At 43.5% G+C, this 20,720-nt stretch carries 17 protein-coding genes and 1 pseudogene; 16 read left to right on the forward strand and 2 right to left on the reverse strand.

The genetic code is table 11. The annotated features are described in order from the left end of the window. Positions 1-10: 10 nt before the first annotated feature. Positions 11-316 carry a hypothetical protein gene (locus F907_RS14485; RefSeq protein ID WP_005238346.1) on the reverse strand — a complete coding sequence of 102 codons (306 nt, stop codon included), beginning with the start codon at positions 314-316 and terminating at the stop codon, positions 11-13. 388 nt (positions 317-704) lie between these two features. Here F907_RS14485 and F907_RS14480 point away from each other — a divergent pair, with 388 nt between their 5' ends. The 8 genes and pseudogenes from F907_RS14480 to F907_RS14445 all read left to right on the forward strand — a co-directional run bounded on the left by F907_RS14480 (position 705) and on the right by F907_RS14445 (position 9,922). Continuing rightward, complete coding sequence (locus tag F907_RS14480) at positions 705-1,700, forward strand: sulfate ABC transporter substrate-binding protein (RefSeq protein WP_016651419.1); 996 nt, start codon at positions 705-707, stop codon at positions 1,698-1,700. Between the two features lie 197 nt (positions 1,701-1,897). Beyond that, positions 1,898-2,818, forward strand: a complete 921-nt coding sequence (rsmH, locus tag F907_RS14475) for a 16S rRNA (cytosine(1402)-N(4))-methyltransferase RsmH (RefSeq protein WP_005275795.1) — start codon at positions 1,898-1,900, stop codon at positions 2,816-2,818. Between the two features lie 2 nt (positions 2,819-2,820). Continuing rightward, entirely contained in the window at positions 2,821-3,159 is a 339-nt protein-coding gene (gene ftsL / locus F907_RS14470) for a cell division protein FtsL (RefSeq protein ID WP_016651420.1), read from the forward strand. A gap of 10 nt (positions 3,160-3,169) precedes the next feature. Further along, a pseudogene (gene ftsI / locus F907_RS14465) lies at positions 3,170-5,003 on the forward strand (penicillin-binding protein PBP3). A 3-nt stretch (positions 5,004-5,006) separates the two neighbouring features. Beyond that, complete coding sequence (locus F907_RS14460; protein WP_016651421.1) at positions 5,007-6,506, forward strand: UDP-N-acetylmuramoyl-L-alanyl-D-glutamate--2,6-diaminopimelate ligase; 1,500 nt, start codon at positions 5,007-5,009, stop codon at positions 6,504-6,506. Positions 6,507-6,527: 21 nt separating this feature from the next. Next, on the forward strand, positions 6,528-7,925 hold the full coding sequence (locus F907_RS14455) for a UDP-N-acetylmuramoyl-tripeptide--D-alanyl-D-alanine ligase (protein WP_016651422.1): 1,398 nt from the start codon (positions 6,528-6,530) through the stop codon (positions 7,923-7,925). Continuing rightward, entirely contained in the window at positions 7,926-9,044 is a 1,119-nt protein-coding gene (mraY, locus tag F907_RS14450) for a phospho-N-acetylmuramoyl-pentapeptide-transferase (RefSeq protein ID WP_016651423.1), read from the forward strand. It abuts the gene before it with no gap. Between the two features lie 59 nt (positions 9,045-9,103). Then, on the forward strand, positions 9,104-9,922 hold the full coding sequence (locus tag F907_RS14445; RefSeq protein WP_016651424.1) for a putative RNA methyltransferase: 819 nt from the start codon (positions 9,104-9,106) through the stop codon (positions 9,920-9,922). A 17-nt stretch (positions 9,923-9,939) separates the two neighbouring features. Here the strand turns inward: F907_RS14445 and ponA are convergent, their stop codons facing one another. Then, on the reverse strand, positions 9,940-12,555 hold the full coding sequence (gene ponA, locus F907_RS14440) for a penicillin-binding protein PBP1a (RefSeq protein WP_016651425.1): 2,616 nt from the start codon (positions 12,553-12,555) through the stop codon (positions 9,940-9,942). A gap of 162 nt (positions 12,556-12,717) precedes the next feature. Between ponA and F907_RS14435 the strand changes: the two genes are divergently transcribed. The 8 genes from F907_RS14435 to F907_RS14400 all read left to right on the forward strand — a co-directional run bounded on the left by F907_RS14435 (position 12,718) and on the right by F907_RS14400 (position 20,459). Then, a complete protein-coding gene (locus tag F907_RS14435; protein WP_016651426.1) occupies positions 12,718-13,776 on the forward strand; it encodes a pilus assembly protein PilM in 1,059 nt (352 codons plus the stop codon). After that, positions 13,776-14,426: a PilN domain-containing protein gene (locus F907_RS14430; protein ID WP_016651427.1), complete on the forward strand. Its 651-nt coding sequence runs from the start codon at positions 13,776-13,778 to the stop codon at positions 14,424-14,426. The genes F907_RS14435 and F907_RS14430 overlap by 1 nt, the downstream gene beginning before the upstream one ends. After that, positions 14,423-15,166: a type IV pilus inner membrane component PilO gene (locus F907_RS14425; RefSeq protein WP_016651428.1), complete on the forward strand. Its 744-nt coding sequence runs from the start codon at positions 14,423-14,425 to the stop codon at positions 15,164-15,166. The genes F907_RS14430 and F907_RS14425 overlap by 4 nt, the downstream gene beginning before the upstream one ends. Positions 15,167-15,168: 2 nt before the next feature. Then, complete coding sequence (locus F907_RS14420) at positions 15,169-15,696, forward strand: pilus assembly protein PilP (RefSeq protein ID WP_016651429.1); 528 nt, start codon at positions 15,169-15,171, stop codon at positions 15,694-15,696. Between the two features lie 61 nt (positions 15,697-15,757). After that, positions 15,758-17,893, forward strand: coding sequence for a type IV pilus secretin PilQ (gene pilQ, locus F907_RS14415; RefSeq protein WP_162616960.1), 2,136 nt, complete (start codon positions 15,758-15,760; stop codon positions 17,891-17,893). 19 nt (positions 17,894-17,912) lie between these two features. Then, entirely contained in the window at positions 17,913-18,473 is a 561-nt protein-coding gene (gene aroK, locus F907_RS14410; protein WP_005238370.1) for a shikimate kinase AroK, read from the forward strand. A 20-nt stretch (positions 18,474-18,493) separates the two neighbouring features. Further along, on the forward strand, positions 18,494-19,576 hold the full coding sequence (gene aroB, locus F907_RS14405; protein ID WP_016651431.1) for a 3-dehydroquinate synthase: 1,083 nt from the start codon (positions 18,494-18,496) through the stop codon (positions 19,574-19,576). 19 nt (positions 19,577-19,595) lie between these two features. After that, complete coding sequence (locus F907_RS14400; RefSeq protein ID WP_016651432.1) at positions 19,596-20,459, forward strand: hypothetical protein; 864 nt, start codon at positions 19,596-19,598, stop codon at positions 20,457-20,459. Positions 20,460-20,720: the final 261 nt, after the last annotated feature.

Consider the following 20,720-nt stretch of genomic DNA (forward strand, 5'->3'; position numbering starts at 1 on the left):
TATTTAACGATTAAGAAGTATGGGGTTGGAATATGGTCTGAACGAAACGGGAAAAACGTTCATGCTGACTAGCAAAGAATGTTTGTGTTGGCGTTGTGCGAATCGTATTCAGCATTTTTAACTCGTCATCTGATGACGGTAACATGCTGGTATTGCGTTTTTGCTGATCAAGGGCTTTAACAATCAGGCTCGAAGATGATTTATCAATCGTTCTTATGTTACTGCTTTCTTTAATTGCTGCCGCATGCCCCAGTTGAACAGAACATGCTAAAAACAAGCTGAAGCATAGTGTTTTTTTCAATTCTAATGCTCGCATTGCTCACACCCCTTTATGACTTTGAGTCTACAAGACTAACCAAACTACTATAGTATTGCTTTAATAATACGATTCAAACATAAATCTTAATAAAAAAGTAGAACCAAGTCACACTTTTTACAAAAAATATAAAAAATTGACACATTCTGATAGGTGTTTATAGCAAATTGTCTACTTTCTATACAAGTCGAATTTAGCAAGCAAATGTGTAGAAAAAGTGGAGAATAATAATTTTTCTCATTTTAATTAAAAAATACATAGAATCACAATCAACAGACATATCTAAAAAACAGAATAGTAATTGATTTATTGATATAACTGCATGATTGTAAAATATTTTTAAACAAATATAGTGAACACAAACGGGGTGATAGAAGCGAAGAATAAAATGAAAACAGTTATTGCAGCAGCGTTATTGGCGTTGGGTCTGAATAGTGTTGCGCAAGCAGCAACCACTTTTTTAAATGTATCTTATGATCCAACGCGTGAATTTTATCAAGAATATAATCAGGCATTTGGTCAGTATTGGAAGAAAAGAACCGGGCAAGATGTGGATTTCAAGCAGTCACATGGTGGTTCTGGCAAGCAGGCACGCTCAGTGATTGATGGTCTGCAAGCGGATGTGGTGACTTTGGCTTTAGCCAATGATATCGATGAAATTGCCAATGCAGGTTTAATCCGCAAAGACTGGCAAAAACAATTTAAAGACAATTCGGCTCCTTATACTTCAACGGTTGTGTTTTTGGTACGCAAAGGCAATCCCAAAAATATCCGAGATTGGAATGACTTGACCAAGCCAGGAGTAGAAATCATTACCCCGAATCCAAAAACAGGGGGCGCGCCACGTTGTATTTATCTGGCAGCTTGGGGTTATGCACTGAAGCAACCAGGTGGAAATGATGCCAAAGCGCGTGAACTGGTAAAAAAACTCTATCAGAATGTCAAAGTCTTGGACTCGGGTGCACGTGGCTCCTTAACTACGTTTGCTGAGCGTGGCATTGGCGATGTGCTGTTGTCTTGGGAAAATGAAGCATTATTGGCGACCCAAGGCTTGGGCAAGGATAAATTTGAAATTGTGTATCCATCGATTTCAATTCTGGCAGAACCTTCAGTGGCAATCGTTGATAAAACTGTCGATAAAAATGGTAATCGTCAATTAGCACGTGGTTATTTGAACTTCCTTTATTCACCCTTGGGGCAAGATCTGGCTGCAAAATATTATTTCCGCCCACGTAATCCTCAAGTGGCTGCCAAATATGCACAACAATTTCCGAAGATCAAACTTTTCAAAATTAATGACGTGTTTGGTGGATGGGCAAAAGCGCAGAAAACCCACTTTGTGAATGGGGCGATCTTCGATCAAATTTATGCAGAAAAACCATAGATCGGGCTGCTATTCATTGGGTATCTAAATTTAAAAAAGCAAATACAGGAAGTATTTGCTTTTTTATTGACTGAAAAATGACAAGAAAACGGTTTTATCTATGAAAAGTTAAGAATTCTCTACAAAAAGTCGTTTGGTACTGGCATAAAACAAGGTGATAATGTGCAGTTACATTTTTAGCTGTTGATTCATTTCTTATGTCGCATATTTCTGTCTTACTTCATGAAACCGTTGATGGCGTATTGGCAGGCCGCGATACTGGTATTTTCGTTGATGCAACCTTTGGTCGAGGGGGGCATACCAAGCTATTACTGTCAAAACTAGATGCCAATGCACGCGTCTATGCCTTTGATAAAGATCCGCAAGCCCTTGAGGTTGCAGCACAATTAGAACAAGAAGATTCGCGCTTTAAAATCATTCATGCCAGTTTTGCCGATATTCAAGCGGAGCTCGCCAATATCGGGATTACCGAAGTTGACGGGATCATGGCGGACCTTGGGGTTTCATCGCCACAGTTGGATCAAGCGGAACGTGGTTTTAGCTTTATGCAAAATGGGCCACTGGATATGCGTATGGACAATTCACAGGGTCCAACCGCAGCAGAATGGTTACTTGAAATTGAAGAAGAAAAACTCGCAAACATTATTTACCAATATGGTGAAGAACGTTATAGCCGCCGTATTGCCAAAGCGATTAAACTGGCTGGTGAAATGAGCACTACCGCACAACTGGCAGAAGTGGTTAAAACAGCACATCCAAAGTGGGAAAAGCATAAACACCCTGCAACACGTACTTTCCAGGCGATTCGTATTGCAATTAACAAAGAACTTGATGATATCGAGAGCTTTTTGCCGCAAGCTGTAAGCTTGTTAAAAGCAACAGGGCAGTTGGCAGTGATTAGCTTTCACTCTTTGGAAGATCGTTTAATCAAGCAGTTTATCCAAAAAGAATCGAGCTTACCTGAAGATTCGGGTTGGGGCATGCCTCAAGCACAGGTGGATACTCGACGTTTAAAGAAAGTTTCTCGTATTCGTGCGAGTGAAGCAGAAGTAAAAGCAAATCCTCGTTCGCGTAGTGCATGGCTACGTGTTGCAGAGCGCTTAGAGCAAAAAGGCTGAGAATGAACAACAACAATGACGAAGACCTTATATCAAGCAGCAGAAAGGGACTGAAAAAGGTTGCTGTTTATGCTGTACTCGTTGCATTGGTATTTATCAGTGCGATGATGGTGGTGTTTCAAGTGTTTGAATATCGGCATGATTATCGTGACTTGAGTACTTATATGCGTGAAAGAGATGATTTAAACGCTGAATGGGGGCGTTTGCTGATTGAACAGCAGACCTTCGGGGCAACCGCCCAGATCGGTTCACGTGCAGTGACGCAACTCCGTATGTTTTCACCACCAGCGACGCAGACGGTCGTGATTTCTTTACCTATGACTTCAAAGCAAGATAAATAAGGCATGCTGTATGGCAGATAAGCGAAGTAAACCAATACGAAAAAAACAGCAGTCCATTTCTGAAAGACCGACCCTTGCTTTGGATATGTGGCGATTTTACTTGCTTTGGGGCGCAGTATTGCTGTGCTTTGTGGTATTGGTTGCACGTGCATTCTATGTGCAAGTGGTGAATAAAGACTTTCTGCAAAATAAAGCCAATGCCAATATTTTACGCACCGAACGCTTAGAAGCGATGCGTGGCGTGATCAGTGATCGGCATGGTGTTCCTTTAGCGATTAGCACGCCAATCATGAAAATTGTGATTGATCCAAGAGACTATTGGGAGACTAAGCAGCAATTTGATGAAATTACTGCTGAGCTAAAAAAAGATCCAAATAACCGTAAATTAAAACGTCAATTGCCCGATAAAAATTTAAATCTGGATGAGTTGGCGGATGCTGTGGGTGTTGACCGTGCGGATTTGAAAAAGCAAATGCAGGCACGTCCACGCTCACGTTATTTGGTGCTACAAAAAGAAATTCCACCGCAGCAAGCAGATTTAATTACCAAGCGTAATTTCCAAGGGGTATATGCCGAGAAAAGTTATAAGCGCTATTACCCGCAACCTCAACCAAATGCACAGATTATTGGGTTGACCAATAGTGAAGGGGTGGGGATTGAAGGCTTGGAAATGCAACTGAATAAACAGTTGTCTGGGGTAGATGGCGAGCAGAAAATCATTCGTGATAAAAAAGGTAACCGCCTTAAAGTCTCAGAAGTAATTAAAGAAGTAGAATCAGGCGAAAATGTCACCCTGAGCATCGATTCACGTCTGCAATATATTATGTATCGTGAATTGACCGCAGCAGGCGTAGCCAATAATGCGCGTTCGGCGACTGCGATTGCGGTTGATGTGAAAACGGGTGAGATTTTGGCAATGACCAGTTGGCCATCGTACAACCCGAACGACAAAAATGGTCTCAATAATAAAGACGCCATGCGTAACCGTGGTGCGATTGACATGTTTGAGCCGGGTTCGACCATGAAGCCGTTTACGATTGCAGCGGCTTTGGAAAGTGGTAAGTATACGCCGAATACCATCGTGAATACCTCACCGGGCTCAATGCGTTTAGGCTGGCACACTATCCGTGATACACATAACTATGGCGCATTAACGGTTTCTGGGGTCATTATTAAATCTTCGAACGTGGGCTCGGCTAAAATTGCCCTGTCTCTACCCAAAGACACGGTGCCGTCCTTCTTTAGACGTGCGGGCTTTGGCCAGCGCTCGGCAGTCAAATTCCCGGGTGAAAGCGCAGGTTTACTATATTCGGGCGATAAGTTGAATCCGTCTCAATTGGGGACTATGGCCTATGGTTATGGCTTAAATGCGACCATTTTGCAGGTTGCACAAGGGTATGCCATGCTGGCCAATCATGGTGTGCAAATGCCATTGAGCCTGCGTAAATTAGACAAAGCTCCTGAAGGCCAACAGGTTCTTGCACCTAAAATAGCGGATCAGGTCTTAACGATGCTTGAGCAAGTGACCATGCCAGGCGGAACTGCAAAACAAGCCGTCATCCCCGGTTATCGCGTGGGTGGTAAAACAGGGACTGCACATAAATTGCGTGCAGACCGTAAAGGTTACTCAAACAGTGAATATCGTGCTTTGTTTGCTGGGGTTGCGCCGATCAGTGATCCACGTCTGGCCATGATTGTCGTTGTTGAAAACCCACAGGGGCGTTACTACGGTGGTCTTGTTGCTGCTCCAGTGTTTGCAAGAATGATGCAAGAATCATTGCGTCTGCTGAATGTGCCTTTAGATAAGCCCCTTGATACTTCTATAAAATCCAATCCGTAGGTAGATTATGTCGATTAGTTTTCAACAGATACATCCAATCAACATCGATGCGGCTTGGTATACGCAGCCTTTTCAAGGGTTTTGTCTGGATAGTCGGAAGGTCAGCACGGGGCAAATTTTTATTGCCCTAAACAGTTATAGCCAGCCTGAAAAAACCCGCCAGTTTGCACAGAATGCTTTAAATGCAGGTGCCTTGGCGATTATTAGTGAAGCTGAATTAGGACTAGACAAGGAATGGGTCTGTCCAGATGTGCGTTATTTGATGGGTGAATGGCAAAAACAGTATGTGCAAGCCGTTGATCCGATCGTGCCATTACGAGGTATTGCAGTCACAGGAACCAACGGTAAAACCACCATTTCTCGTCTCATTGCGGAATTGGTCAGCTCACAAGGGCAAGGTTGTGCTGTAATGGGGACGACGGGCAATGGTATTTTGCCAAATTTAACTCCATCAACGCATACCACTTTAGATGCATTGCAATTACAACAGGCCCTGCATGACTATGCCAAACAAGGGGCGAGTTTTGTGGCATTGGAAGCCAGTTCACATGGTTTGGAACAAGGCCGATTAAATGGCTGTGAACTTGAAATTGCGGTATATAGCAATTTAAGCCGTGATCATCTGGATTATCATGGCACTTTAGATGCTTATGCTGAAGCCAAGGCCTTGTTATTCAAGTTTACGACTTTAAAAGCTGTGGTTATTAATCTGGATGATGCACATGCGGCGCTGATGTTGGAAGCGGCGAAAGCCAATCTGGCGCAACCTAAAATTCTGACTTATTCCTTAACACAAAGCACTGCGGATTATCATATTGCGGACTTACAGTATCGTCTGAGTGGGGCCAGTTTTAGCCTGATCAGTCCTACAGGGACTTATCCAGTTCAGAGTCCGTTACTTGGACAGTTTAATGTTGAGAACTTGTTGGCAAGCCTGATTGCGGCTGAGTGTGCGGGTTTCTCCTTGGCCGATCTGGTTCAGTTTGTGCCTCAGCTCAAAGGTGCACCGGGTCGCATGCAGGTGATTCAAGATGCGGAGCGTCTATTTGTAGTGGATTATGCACATACTCCAGATGCCTTGATCCAAGTCCTGACCACGCTAAAGCGCCATGTTACGGGGCAGCTTTGGGCTGTCTTTGGTTGTGGTGGCGATCGTGATCGGGGTAAGCGTCCATTGATGACACAGGCCGCACTTGATCATGCCAATCCTGTAGTCCTTACCTCCGATAATCCCCGTACCGAAAGCTCTGAACAGATTTTTGCAGATATGAAACAAGGCATCAGCTTTGCACAACATGTGATGCATGAAATTCATGATCGTCGTGAAGCCATTAAATTTGTGGTGGCTCAGGCTCAAGCGGGAGATATCGTCGTGATCGCAGGTAAAGGGCATGAGAACTATCAAGAAATTGATGGCGTTCGCCATTGGTTTGATGATGTGGTGGAGGTGCAGTCTGCGATTGCGGCACAGCTTCATTCTGTCGATTCAGCTTATTCTGCGCAATAGGACTCAAAGGTAAAAAAGCGTATGCATACTTCAACCACCAGTACCGTTCCATTACAACCTTGGACAGCAGAACAATTACAGCAGGCGACTCAAGGTGAGTGGTACAAGCAAAATCTGCCTCAGGGTGAAATTAAGCGTATTTTAACCGACTCACGTCATGCGGAAGCCGGCGATGCTTTTCTTGCCTTAAAGGGTGAGCGTTTTGATGCGCATAATTTTGTGGCACAAGTGGCAACACAAGGGTGCCAAATTGCGATTGTAGAGCGTCCGATCGATGCAAATATTGCCCAGTTGATTGTAAAAGATACCCGCTTGGCTTTGGGGCAGCTTGGTGCGTATCGCCGTCAACAGAATCCGCAACTGAAAGTGATTGCGTTGACGGGAAGTAGTGGTAAAACCACCACCAAGGAAATGCTTGGTAGCATATTATCCCGTTTGGCACCGACCTTAATTACTCGCGGCAACCTGAATAATGATTTGGGTGTACCGATGATGCTACTCGAGTTACGTCCAGAGCATCAATATGCGGTCATGGAACTGGGCGCCAGCCATCAAGGTGAAATTGATTACACCTCGGATTTGGTTCAACCGCATGTGGCCGGTATTTTAAATATTGGGACAGCACATCTCGGTGAGTTTGGTGGTCGTGATGGCATTTGTCGTGCCAAGTCCGAGATTTATGCGCATATCTTGCCTCAAGGCACCGCGATTGTTCCTGCCGATGATGATTTCACCGCAACGATTCGTGACAATGCGCAAGCACATCCGATCCTCAGTTTTGGCGAAGGCGGAGATATCTTTGCGAGCGATGTTCAACTTCATCCTCAATCCGCCCAATTTAATTTACATACCCCTCAAGGGGTTCGTGCTGTAAATTTACCCTTTGCAGGTGCCCATAATGTGCAGAATGCAGCAGCAGCGACTGCATTTGCCTTGGCAATCGGTATTGTGCTGGATGATATTGTGCAAGGTTTGGAACAGGCGCAAGGGGCGAAAGGTCGTTTGAACTTTATTCAACACCAAAATCATCTATTTATCGACGATACTTATAATGCCAATCCAACGTCTATGCGTGCAGCAGCACAGGTATTGCTGCAACAGCAAGGCTTAAAAGTCATGGTGATGGGCGATATCGGGGAATTAGGTGAAAGCAGTTGGCAAGAGCACCATGATCTTGGGAAAGACTTAACGGCTTTGCCTTTAGATCAATTGGTTGTCGTCGGTGAGTTTGCTGCAGCTGCTCAGCAGGGTTCCACCCATGCGGAAAAGTTACATGCTTTTGCTTCTCAAGCAGATGCATTGCCGTTTTTAATTAATTTAGTCCAAACACATCAACCCCAGTCAATGAGTTTCCTGTTCAAGGGGTCTCGTTATACCCATATGGAAACGTTGATGACTGACTTGATGGAGAAAATTTAAATGTTGTTATGGTTATTTGAGCAATTGGCGGACTATAACAGTTCGTTTCAGGTTGTTCGTTATTTAACATTGCGCTCTTTGTTGAGTTTACTGACTGCCTTGACGATCGGGCTGGTTTTAGGGCCAGTGATGATTCGTAAATTACAAGCATTAAAATATGGTCAGGCGGTGAGCTCGTTTGCGCCTGAAAACCATGCCAAGAAAATGGGGACACCGACCATGGGTGGGATTTTAATCCTGCTTTCCATTGGCATCAGTACCTTGTTGTGGGCTGATTTATCTAATCCTTATGTTTGGATTGTGCTCGGTGTGATGGTGGTATTTGGTGCAGTGGGTTGGGCGGATGACTGGATTAAAGTCCGTTATAAAGACAATGCAGGTTTGCCAGCACGTAAGAAATTTTTCTGGACTTCGGTGGCGTCTTTGGGCGCAGGTATTGCCTTGTATATCATTGCGAAACAACAAGATAGTGTTCAGCATACGGCAGATATGCTGGATCTGCTGCTCCCATTCTTTAAGAATCTGTCCATTCCGCTTTCGGCTGTGCCATTAGGTTTAGCATTTATCGGCTTCACTTATCTTGTTATTAATGGTGCATCCAATGCGGTCAACTTGACCGATGGTTTGGACGGTTTGGCGATTATGCCGATTGTGATGGTGGCTGCCGGTTTAGGGGTATTTGCTTATTTGTCAGGTGACATTCGTTTTGCTGAATATCTGCATATTCCTTATGTAAAATATACCTCGGAACTGGTGGTAATTTGCTCTGCCATGGTCGGTGCTGGTTTAGCCTTCCTCTGGTACAATGCGCATCCAGCCCAAGTATTTATGGGAGATGTGGGTGCATTGGCGCTTGGAGCTATGCTTGGTACGATTGCGGTAATGGTTCGTCAGGAAATCGTATTTGCCATTATGGGCGGTGTTTTTGTGATGGAAGCAATTTCGGTCTTCTTGCAAATCGGTTCATTACGCATGCGGAATAAGCGCGTATTCTTGATGGCACCGTTACATCACCATTATGAAAAGCAAGGCTGGAAAGAGACACAAGTGGTCATCCGCTTCTGGATTATTACCATTTTCCTCGTTGTATTGGGTCTAATGACGCTAAAATTACGTTAAACCATGATTCAAGAAAGAAGCTGGTGATGACCAGCTTTTTTTATGTTTGGAGAAAATAGATGAGTTTGTTGATGTGTCCTGTTTGTCGCCAAGCCTTGAATTTGGTCGCGAATTCTTGGCAATGTGAAAAAGGGCATCATTATGATGTTGCCAAACAAGGCTATGTCAATTTGCATGTGGTACAACACAAGCATAGCAAGAACCCAGGAGATACAGCTGAGTCGGTATTGGCACGCCGTGAGTTCTTGCAAGCTGGATTTTATCAGCCGCTACAACAAGCCGTTGTTGCATTATTACAGCAGCTCCAACCACGAGCTGTTTTGGATATTGGTTGTGGTGAAGGTTATTATACCAGCGCCATGCAAGCGCATACTCAGCAGTGTATTGGTGTGGATATTGCTAAAACTGCGGTACAACGCGCTGCGAAATTAAATACAAAAGTGACTTGGGTTGTGGGAACAGGGGCAACATTGCCCGTTCAGGATCATTCGCTGGATCTCTGCACCAGTTTATTTAGCCCCATTCCACAAGATGAAATCGTCAGAGTCTTAGCTAATGATGGTTATCTAATCGTGGTTACCCCTGCGCCAAGACATCTCTTCGATTTACGTGAAGCCCTATTTGAACAAGTCAATTTACATGAGCCACAGAAGTTTGTGCAGCAGTTGGAGGCTCAGTTTGAATTAAAACAGGCTCAAATCGTTGAAGCGCCGATGCAGTTGGAACAACAGGCCTTAAAGAACTTAATCGCGATGACCCCTTATGCGTATAAAGCCAATCCTGAGCGACGTAAAGCACTGGAGCAAGCACAGACCTTTGAGGTGACAGCCGCTTTTCAAATTTATCTGTTCCAGAAAAAAAACAAGCCATCAAATTGATGGCTTGTTTTTTTTATTTACTGAATTTGATTAATCAAATGCTCAATACCATCCTTTTCTTTTGGTGGAGGAGGTGTCTGAGTTTGTGAGTTTGATCCCATCGCTGGCGGTTGCTTTTTAGCAGGCACAATCGGCTGTTCGTCAGGTGCTGATGATGTTCCCGGTAAATCAGAAAAATCATTTTGTACTGAACGCGTTGGCGTAGGTGGTGCAGGGCGATATAGTGGACGAGCCAATGGCGGAGAGGCGCGATATTCCTTTTTATCTTCGCTTTGCTGGATTTGCAACTTATCACGAGAGATTGGATCTTTGGCATCTTTATCTAGACGAACCCATGCGGATGGCGTGTCTTTTAAAGACTGACCCATAAAGTTGGTCCAGATTGGAAGTGCAGCAACGCCACCATATTCGCGACGGCCGAGGGTGCGTGGCTGATCAAAACCGACCCAAGCAATTGCAACTAAGTTGCCATTAAAGCCTGCGAACCATGCATCTTTGGCATCATTGGTGGTTCCTGTCTTACCGCCTAAGTCATCACGGCCAATTTTCAGTGCTGCCCGACCTGTACCATGCTGGATTACATCACGTAAGATATTGGCCATGTCATAGGCTGAGCTTGATTTTAAAATGCGTTGTGCTTGACGGTAATCGCTATTGGTTTTGGTTGCCGGTGTTGTATCCGCTGCCACCAGTTGTGCCTCAGAAGCAGCACCATCTTGATCCAGGCTTTGATTGGTGATGTCTGTGACTTGATCTTTGGATTTATTTTCATCTTTGTCTGTGTCAGCAGCTTGCTGTGCTGTATTGGTATTTGGATTGCTAATACATGGAATACACGCATATTCAGGCTTCGCTTCATAAATCACTTTGCCTGAAGCATCTTCAATACGTTTAATAAAGTGTGGCTGAATACGATAACCGCCATTGGCAAAAGTGGCATAGCCTGTTGCCATTTGCACAGGGAGTACCTGAGGTGTCCCTAAAGCAATGGTATAGTTACGCGGGATTTGGTCTTCTTGTAAACCAAAATCCATAAACAATTGACGCGTACGTTCAATGCCGACATTTTGTAATAAACGCACAGACACCGTATTTCGAGATAAATAAAGTGCACGACGTAGAGGAATCATGCCAAGGTAGCGGCCATCTGAGTTTCTTGGAGACCACTTACCAATGGTAATCGGGCTGTCATTGACCATGCTATACGGGGTCATGCCACGTTCTAGCGCCAATGCATAAACAAAGGGTTTAATGGTCGAACCAGGCTGTCTCCAGCCCTGTATTGCACGGTTGAATTTAGATTGATAAAAATTATATCCACCTACTACTGCTTCAATCGCACCATCATTTGGGTTGATGGCAATGAGCTGTCCCTGGACTTTAGGAACCTGAACCAGTGACCAAACAGTTTTGCCTTCATTTGGACGTAGGCGAATGATATCTTTGACTTTAACAATTTGAGAGGCATTCGAAGGTGCACCGCCGACACTATTGGCATTGCGGTAAGGGCGTACCCATGACATCCCTGACCAGTTCACCGTCACAGTTGAGCCATCTTGCATTAAGGCATCAAAAGAATTGTTATTGACCTTGATCACTTGTGCGGGATAGGTGTTGGCATAAGCAATGAATTGCTTCAACGGTTTATCATGGGCTTCAGGCCCACGCCAGCCATGGCGACGATCATAGGCTTCTAAACCATCTTGAATCGATTGTTCAGCATAACGCTGGCGTTTGCTATCAATGGTGGTGTAAACCTTGTAGCCTGAATCAACGGCTTGTTCGCCAAAATGTTCGACCAGTTCTGAGCGGACCATTTCACCGACATAGGGGAAGACATTGCTGACGGAACGATCAACCATATTCAAATTGATTGGTTCTGCGACTGCTTGCTGGTATTGATTTTGGTTGATATAGCCGAGTTGTAACATGCGACCTAAAATCCAGTTGCGGCGTTCTAGCGCTCGCTCTGGATTCACCACAGGATTATATTTTGAAGGTGCTTTAGGAAGGCCTGCGATCATGGCCATTTGTGCGGTGGTCAGTTCATTCAGGTTTTTGTTGTAATAGACCCGTGCAGCTGCCGCAATCCCGTAGGCATTTTTACCTAAGAAAATTTTATTGACGTAAGCGGTCAGAATTTCCTGTTTTGTTAAGTTTTGCTCGATTTTACGTGCTAGAAATACTTCGGTTAGTTTGCGTCGAAGAGTTCGGTCTGGACTTAAATAATAGTTTTTTGCCACCTGCATGGTAATGGTCGAGCCCCCAGTTTGGACATCAGACCCAGTAACAGATTCAGTGAGTGCTCGCCCAAGCCCTTTAAAACTAATCCCATTATGTTCAAAAAAAGAGGAATCCTCTGCTGCGAGGAAACCATGAATAAAGGTCGGAGGGATCTGTTCATACTTAACCGGAATGGATAATTTCCCACCATATTCTGCAATCAGTTGGTCATCCGTCGTATAGACTTGCAATGGTTTTAGTAACGGCGCTTTTTTGAGTGAACTCATATCTGGCAGCGAAGGTGCAAGATAGAGATACATGCCATAAAATCCCATTGGAAGTGAGACTAAGATAATAATAACGATCAAAAAAAATGGGCGAACAATACCAGAACTGGATAGCTTTTTCATAATAAGTAAGTTTTAATAAGAGCGAATGGCAAACTAATTGTGGTCAGTATATCCTTTAGACATGCGGATTGTTAGATGAGTTATTGTATCCGTATCAATTAAAGACCAAAACGAATTAGTATGTTGTATTTTTTGGGGATAAAAAAATAATAGGAAAGTACTGTGCTCAGGTTATATCGTAAACCAAATAAGGGGTTAGTGGGTGTCGATATTAGTTCGACAACTGTTAAGTTATTGGAGCTCTCTGTAAAGAACGGTAGATATTGGGTTGAAAGCTATGCGGTGATGCCATTGCCTGAAAGCAGTGTCGTGGAAAAAAGCATATTGAATCCGGAGGCGGTAGGCGATGCACTTGAGAGAGTGGTCAACCTTGCAAATCCTCATACCACCAATGTCGCTATTGCAGTGCCGACATCTATGGTGATCAACAAGATCATTGAAATGGATGCGGACATGTCTGATGAAGAACGTGAAGTTCAAATTCGGATGGATGCTGAGCAATATATCCCGTTCCCATTAGATGAAGTCAGTCTTGATTTTGAGGTTTTATCTGATCGCTTGGCGAATCAGAATCGGGTCAATGTGCTCTTGGTCGCGACTCGTACCGAGAATGTCGACACACGTGTAGAAGTGCTTGAACTTGCTGGTTTGACTGCCAAAATTGCTGAAGTTGAAAGCTACGCGATGGAGCGGGCGTTTAGTGTATTTGCAGATACATTGCCAATGGGTGCGAATACTGTCGGTATTTTAGATATTGGTCATACCATGACCACATTATCAGTGATGCAAAAAGGCAAGATTATCTATACCCGTGAGCAGGTCTTTGGCGGCCGTCAGCTGACACAAGATGTTCAGACCCGTTATGGCCTTTCTTTTGAAGAGGCAGGTCGTGCCAAAAAAGAACGAAGTTTGCCTGATGACTATGATACCGAAGTGCTTGAACCGTTCTTGGATGCTGTGGTTCAACAAGCGGCACGCTCACTTCAATTCTTCTTTTCATCGTCTCAATTTAATGAAATTGATCATATCCTGTTGGCGGGTGGAAATGCCAATATCCCAGGTCTAGCCAAGCTATTACAGCAAAAACTCGGTTACCGCGTCACGATTGCCAATCCATTCCTACAAATGGGTTTCTCTTCCCAAATTGATATTAAAAAAATTGAAAATGATGCGTCTTCTTTGATGGTCGCATGTGGTTTGGCATTGAGGAGTTTTGATTAATGGCAAAGATTAACTTACTCCCTTGGCGTGACGAGCTAAGAGAACAAAAAAAGAAACAGTTTATTGTCTTTTGTGTTGGGGTTGCTGCATTGGGGATCACATCGGTTTTTTCTGGATGGATGTATTTTGATCACAAGTTGAGTGACCAAGAACAAGCCAATCAGTTGATTGTGAGCACCAACCAGAATTTGGATACGCAATTAAAAGCATTGGATGGCTTGCAGGAACGCCGTAATGCCATTATCGAACGGATGAAGTTGATTCAAGGCTTGCAAGGTCAGCGTCCAGTTACGGTACGTTTGGTGGATGAGTTGGTACGTGTCACGCCACCTACGATGTATTTAACCAAGTTTAGCCGTACCGGTGATAAGTTTAGCATTGAAGGGAAGGCGGAAAGCCCCAATACTGTGGCGGAACTGTTGCGTAATCTGGAAGCTTCTCCGTGGTATCGAAATGCCTTTATGAACTCATTCCTTGCTGTGGATGAGAACAAGAATAAAGATAAAACAGCCAGTTCTTTGGTGCCTCGGGTTGAGGAGAATTATGGAAGTTTTGTGGTCACTGTAGATTTGGGTGAGCTTGGTACAACGGCTGAGGCTGCACCAACCTCAGAACCAGCGGCATCAGGGGCAGTCGGGGTGGCAAAATGAGCCTAGATAAATCAGATGATCTGAATCAAGACACCGTTGTTACAAAGAAAAAGAAAATGACGGTAGATCAATTTTTCCAGCAGTTCAATACGCTGGATATGAATAATTATGGTAGTTGGCCGCTATCTGTCAAAATTACTTGCTGGATTTTTATTTTCTTGGCTGTTGCTGCGTTGGGCTATTTTTTGGTGATTAAGTCTCAACTAGAGTCGATTGCCAATGAACAAGCCAAAGAGCAAAGTTTACTCAATGAGTTTAAAGAAAAAGACTCAAAATTACGTAACTTGCAGCAATATCAAGTACAGCTTCAGGAAATGGAAGCCAATTTTAATCAACAGCTAGAACAGTTGCCAAAAGAAACTGAAATTCCAAGTCTAGTTGAAGATATTAACTTAACAGGGGTGAACTCTGGACTGAAATTTAAAAATATCCGTTTAGAGAATGAGGTTAAGCAAGAGTTCTTTATTGAACAGCCAATCAGTATCGATGCGACAGGGGATTATCATGCTTTTGGCTCATTTGTAACAGGTATTGCCGCTTTACCCCGAATTGTGACTTTGCATGACTTTACGGTTGAAGCAAAAGAAGATACACAGAAAAAATCTGATATTCCTGTAGTGAACTATACGGTTAAAGCAAAAACCTATCGTTATGTTGGAACGGATGATCAAGCCAATAATGCTGCGGGGGCACCAGCAACTCAAACAGCAACTACTCCACCTGCACAAGGAGGAAAATAGTAGTGAATAACTATAAATTATTACTTGGTTTCTTGATTGGGGTAAGCCTTGTCGGTTGTGATTCTCGCATTGATGCCGTCAATCAGAAGATTGCAGAAATTCGTAATCAGCCGCCGCTGCCGATTGAGCCTGCACCGGTGTTTACTCCTGTGCCTTTATTTAATTATTCAGCCCATCAGTTGAAAAGCCCATTTATGCCAAGCTCGCTGGCTGCTGAATTAAAGATTATGGCCGGTAAGCGTGTTTATCCGAACTTTAACCGTCAGCCACAGCCACTCGAAGCTTATGCATTAGAGTCGCTGAATATGAAAGGCAGTATGCGTGGTAAAAGCAGTGACACCATTGCGCTGATCCAAACACCTGACGGTCAGATTGAGCGTGTACAAGTCGGCAGTTATTTGGGGATGAATCAAGGGCGTATTATTAAAATTAGTCCAACCCAAATTGATTTGGTGGAGATTGTGCCCGATGGACGAGAAGGTTATGTCGAAAGACCTCGTACACTCGTTTTAATTGGGCCAGCGCCGTAAGATTAAGGGAATAACAATGAAAAAACAGTTTAAAGATTCTTTATTTGGGGAAGCGAAGACCATGAATCATGCATTCCGTCAATTTTCTATGGGTGCTGTTGCGATTGCGGTGATGCAAGTGGCATCAGCACAAGTCAGCATGACCAATATCGTACCAATGAGCTTGGCCGATCAAGGCACAGAAATTCGTGTGATGTTTAATGGTCTCCCTCCACAGCCACAAGCTTATCAACTCGAGCAGCCTGCTCGTTTGATTCTGGATTTTGATAAAGCGCAACAGAGCTTAAAGCAAAATTCAATTCCCGTATCAACAGCTGAGGCGAGTTCTGTCGAAGTCGCATCAGATGATCAACGTTCTCGTGTGATTGTGAATTTAAAAGATGCGGGCGCATTTACCACGCGTGTTGAGGGAAACACCTTCGTTCTCAAAATTAATTCTGCTAAGCCTACTGCCGTAAATGTACCATCAGCTGTTACGCGTCAACTACAGCAGGGCGTTTCAAATATTGGTTTCCAGAGAGGAAGCCAAGGCGAAGGGCTGGTTGTTATTGATTTATTAGGAAATAATACGCCTGTCGATGTACAGCAACAAGGCAGTAAAATTGTCGTCCGGACTATGGGGAATAAGATTCCAACCCATTTGGCACGTCGCTTAAATACCAATGATTTTGCCACGCCTGTCGCGAGTGTGGATGCTTATAACGATAAGGGCAATGGTGTGATTACCATTCAATCTGCAGGGAGCTATGAATATATGGCTTATCAGGCAGAGAATAAGCTGACCATTAGCTTGAAACGTCCTGTCGATAACTCTCCAACCAAAGCCAAGGCACAAACCTATACGGGCAATAAAATCTCTCTGGACTTCCAGGATATTGAAGTGCGTCGAGTGTTACAGTTATTGGCCGACTTTACCGGCATCAATATGGTGGCAGCAGATACGGTACAGGGTAATATTACCTTGCGTCTCAAAGATGTACCTTGGGATCAGGCCCTTGATATTGTATTAAAAACTAAAAATCTGGATAAACGCCGTAATGGTAATGTGATCTGGATTGCGCCTGTTTCTGAGCTGATTAAAGCTGAGGAAGAAGAAGCCAAAGCCCTTGCACAGAGTGTAAAATTGGCACCGTTGCAAACCGAATATATTAAATTAAATTATGCCAAAGCGACGGATCTTGAGAAGCTCATTACACAGGGTAAAAATGTAAGTAATAACAATAACGGCTCTTCTGGCTCTATCAGCAATGATACTTTGGCAGGCGGATTACTAAGTCCTAGAGGAACCATTTCTGTTGACCCCCGAACCAATACGCTCATTGTAAATGATACCTCTCAGAAGATTGATCAAATTCGCAAGATGGTTGATTTGCTTGATGTGTCGGTTAAACAGGTGATGATTGAAGCACGTATTGTCAGTGCGAGTACAGATTTCACCAAAGAAATGGGCGTGAAGTGGGGGATTTTGTCGCAAGGAATTACCAAGAATAATGATCTTTTGGTTGGTGGTAGTAATACGACATTATGGAATCTAAGAGATCCGCAAAAAAACAGTGATACGGGTGGTTGGAAGTACGAAATTGAACGTCCAGATAATCTGAATGTCGATTTAGGTGCGGTCACACCAGGCGCAAGCCGTATTGCTTTTGGTTTAATTAGTTTGTCTGACTTTATGTTGGATCTGGAGCTATCAGCTGTACAAGCAGATGGTTATGGTGAAGTGATTTCGACGCCAAAAGTGATGACTGCGGATAAGCAGCCAGCAAAAATTGAATCGGGTAAGAAAATTCCTTATACCTCTTCTACCGGTGGCGGTGCCAATGCTGTACCTAAGACCGAATTTATTGATGCCACACTCAGTCTTGATGTCACCCCAAGCATTACCCCAGACGGTAAGGTGATGATGAAGCTGAACATTACCAAAGATTCACAAAGTACACCAACGCCAACGGGCCAGTTGACGATTAATAAGAACCAGATTGATACCAATGTTCTGGTTGATAATGGTGAAACCGTTGTTTTGGGTGGTATTTTTGAACAGGAAAATATTAGTTCTCAGGTGAAAGTGCCTTTCTTGGGGGATCTGCCATATGTGGGGCGCTTATTCCGTCGTGACCTTAAAACGGATAATAAACGAGAGCTGCTTATTTTTGTGACACCGAGAATTGTTAATGACACTTTGACCAGAAATCATTAATATATTTTCAATAATTGCAATGAATATAGGTGGCGCGTTGCCAAGCAAAGCGTTTGAAACCCTGCCAAATATCTATTTGGTAGGGCCAATGGGGGCAGGAAAAACAACAGTTGGTCGACATTTAGCAGAATTGTTAGGTCGTGATTTTATTGATAGTGATCACGAAATTGAACGTAAAACCGGTGCGACCATTCCATGGATTTTTGAAAAAGAAGGGGAAGTTGGGTTTCGGTTACGTGAAACCAATGTTTTAAATGATCTCACCTCTCGCTCTTTATTGGTATTGGCGACGGGTGGTGGTGCGATTACACAATCTAAAAATCGTGAATTCTTAAAACAGCGCGGCATTGTTGTTTATCTTTACACACCTGTAGAACTGCAATTACAGCGAACCTATCGCGATAAAAATCGCCCTTTATTACAAGTCGAAAATCCAGAGCAAAAATTACGTGATTTACTGGCAATACGCGATCCTTTATATCGTGAAGTTGCGCATCATGTTATTGAAACAAATCAAGGTGCAGCGCGAGATCTGGCGCAACGTATTTTGCACGTTATTTTATCGAAACAAGTTAAATAGTCTTTGGTTGGTCTAAGTTTATGCAAACGTTACATGTTGAGTTAGGTGATCGTCGTTATCCGATTTTTATTGGCAGTCATTTAGATCCAAAAACATTACTTGAGCCCTATCTGCATGGGCGTCAGGTGATGTTGGTCTCGAATACAACGGTTGCACCTTTATACCTACAGCATTATGCCGATGCTTTGGCTCAGCTGGATAAACAAGTTGCACAGTGCATTTTGCCAGATGGTGAAAAATATAAAGACATTCAGCATCTGAACCTCATTTTTGATGCTTTACTGGAAGCTGGTTTTAACCGTGATTGTACCGTGCTCGCATTGGGGGGCGGTGTCATTGGAGATATGGCGGGCTTTGCATCTGCCTGTTTCCAGCGAGGCGTATATTTTGTACAAGTGCCAACAACGTTATTATCACAAGTAGATTCGAGTGTCGGTGGTAAGACAGGCATTAATCACCCCTTAGGTAAAAATATGCTGGGTGCTTTTCAGCAACCGCAAGTGGTGCTTGCGGATATGGCTCAATTGGATACTTTGCCAGATCGTGAGCTTTCCGCAGGTTTGGCTGAAGTGATTAAATATGCCTTGCTTGGAGATATTGATTTTCTCGAATGGTTAGAGCAAAACATAGATGCTTTAATTGCTCGTAATCCAGATTTGTTGGCGGAAGCGGTTTATCGTTCATGTGTGCACAAAGCACGTATTGTTGCGAATGACGAGAAAGAACAAGGTGAGCGCGCGTTGCTCAATCTTGGACATACTTTTGGACATGCGATTGAATCTTATCTCGGTTATGGGACATGGTTACATGGAGAGGCTGTTGCCACAGGAATGGTGATGGCGGCAGATTTGTCACAGCGTTTGGGCTGGATCTCTCCTGAAGATCTGCAACGTACAAAAAATATCATTCAACGCGCTAATTTACCGATATCATGTCCGCAAATTCCATTAGATGAATTCTTGGCTTATATGTCGCACGATAAAAAAGTTTTAAATGGTCAATTGCGCTTGGTTCTGTTGAAGAAATTAGGACAAGCGACGATTACCAAAGACTTTGATGTTGAGCTGATGAAACAATCTATTCTTGCAAATCAAACTGCATAATTAATCATTTGGGAAAAGCATGGCTGTATCACGATCAATTTGGCAAAATATTCAACAGTATAGCTGGCTCGTTTTTGCGCTAGCTTGTTTAATTGCTGCATTGGTATTCTGGGGTGTTACAGATAGCAATGCACTGGTCAAAGAGGCGCAGCCCGTTGAAACGGATGCACAGGTTCAAATTCAGCCAGAAAAAGTAGCGGCAACCACGCATCTTGGTGCACTTTCCGATGAAGTAAAACCATTGGACTTAACCACGCGTGTTGTCGTCTCTAGTGAGCATGCACCTGAATTTCGTGGAACTAAGTTTATCAAAGAAAATCAACGCCAATGGACGATGGAAATTTTCCGTAGTTCGGATGAGGCGATTGTGAAAAACTTTTTGCTCAATCGTGAAGACCGCAGAAAATTTGTATATTTCCGTTTAAGTGGCGAAGATCAGGCTGAACAATACGTTTTAGCTTATGGAGTATTTGCGAGTGCGGAAGACGCTAACCGTCAATTGTCGCAGTTGAATTTAGCACTACCTGAATCAATTCACCCTACAGCACATCAATTATCAAGCTATGCAGCTTTGGTAAATGACTTGGGTTCTGATGAAATGAAGTCGGCGACCAATCAGCTATATGCGGTACAGTTAAGACCAGCAGCATTGCCTCGTGTAGATGAAAGCTTGCTGATCGGAAGTGGTTCACAAAATACCAGCACGCCGCGGACAACAGAGACATCCACTACAGTAAAAACGACAGTGACTCAGCGCGATGCACAGGGCAATGTGGTCAATGTCAAGCAAAGCCAATCGGCACCTAAACCGACTACAACTACTGAAAAAATAAAAGAAAATTCAGATGTTCCAAAACGAGAAGTGAGTGACCCATTTAACTAATATTGCACCATAATTGTGCAAATGTGTTTCCTTTTATAGCAGCATGATATTTTTTGGTGCATTTTTGTGCGCAAAAATGAGCCCTTCCTCATACATGTTCTGATGTTATTTTAACTTTTTTAATGATTTAGTAAAAACATGCCTACATGGCATGTTTTTTGCTTTTTTGTGGTGCTAATTTGTCTGCTCATTGCTCCTTTTGATACTAAATGATTCATTAGTTTAGTGAAATGGAAAGTTTTTGTGCTTTACAAACATTTG

The sequence above is a fragment of the Acinetobacter colistiniresistens genome (genome assembly GCF_000413935.1).
GTDB classification, from domain to species: Bacteria; Pseudomonadota; Gammaproteobacteria; order Pseudomonadales; family Moraxellaceae; genus Acinetobacter; species Acinetobacter colistiniresistens.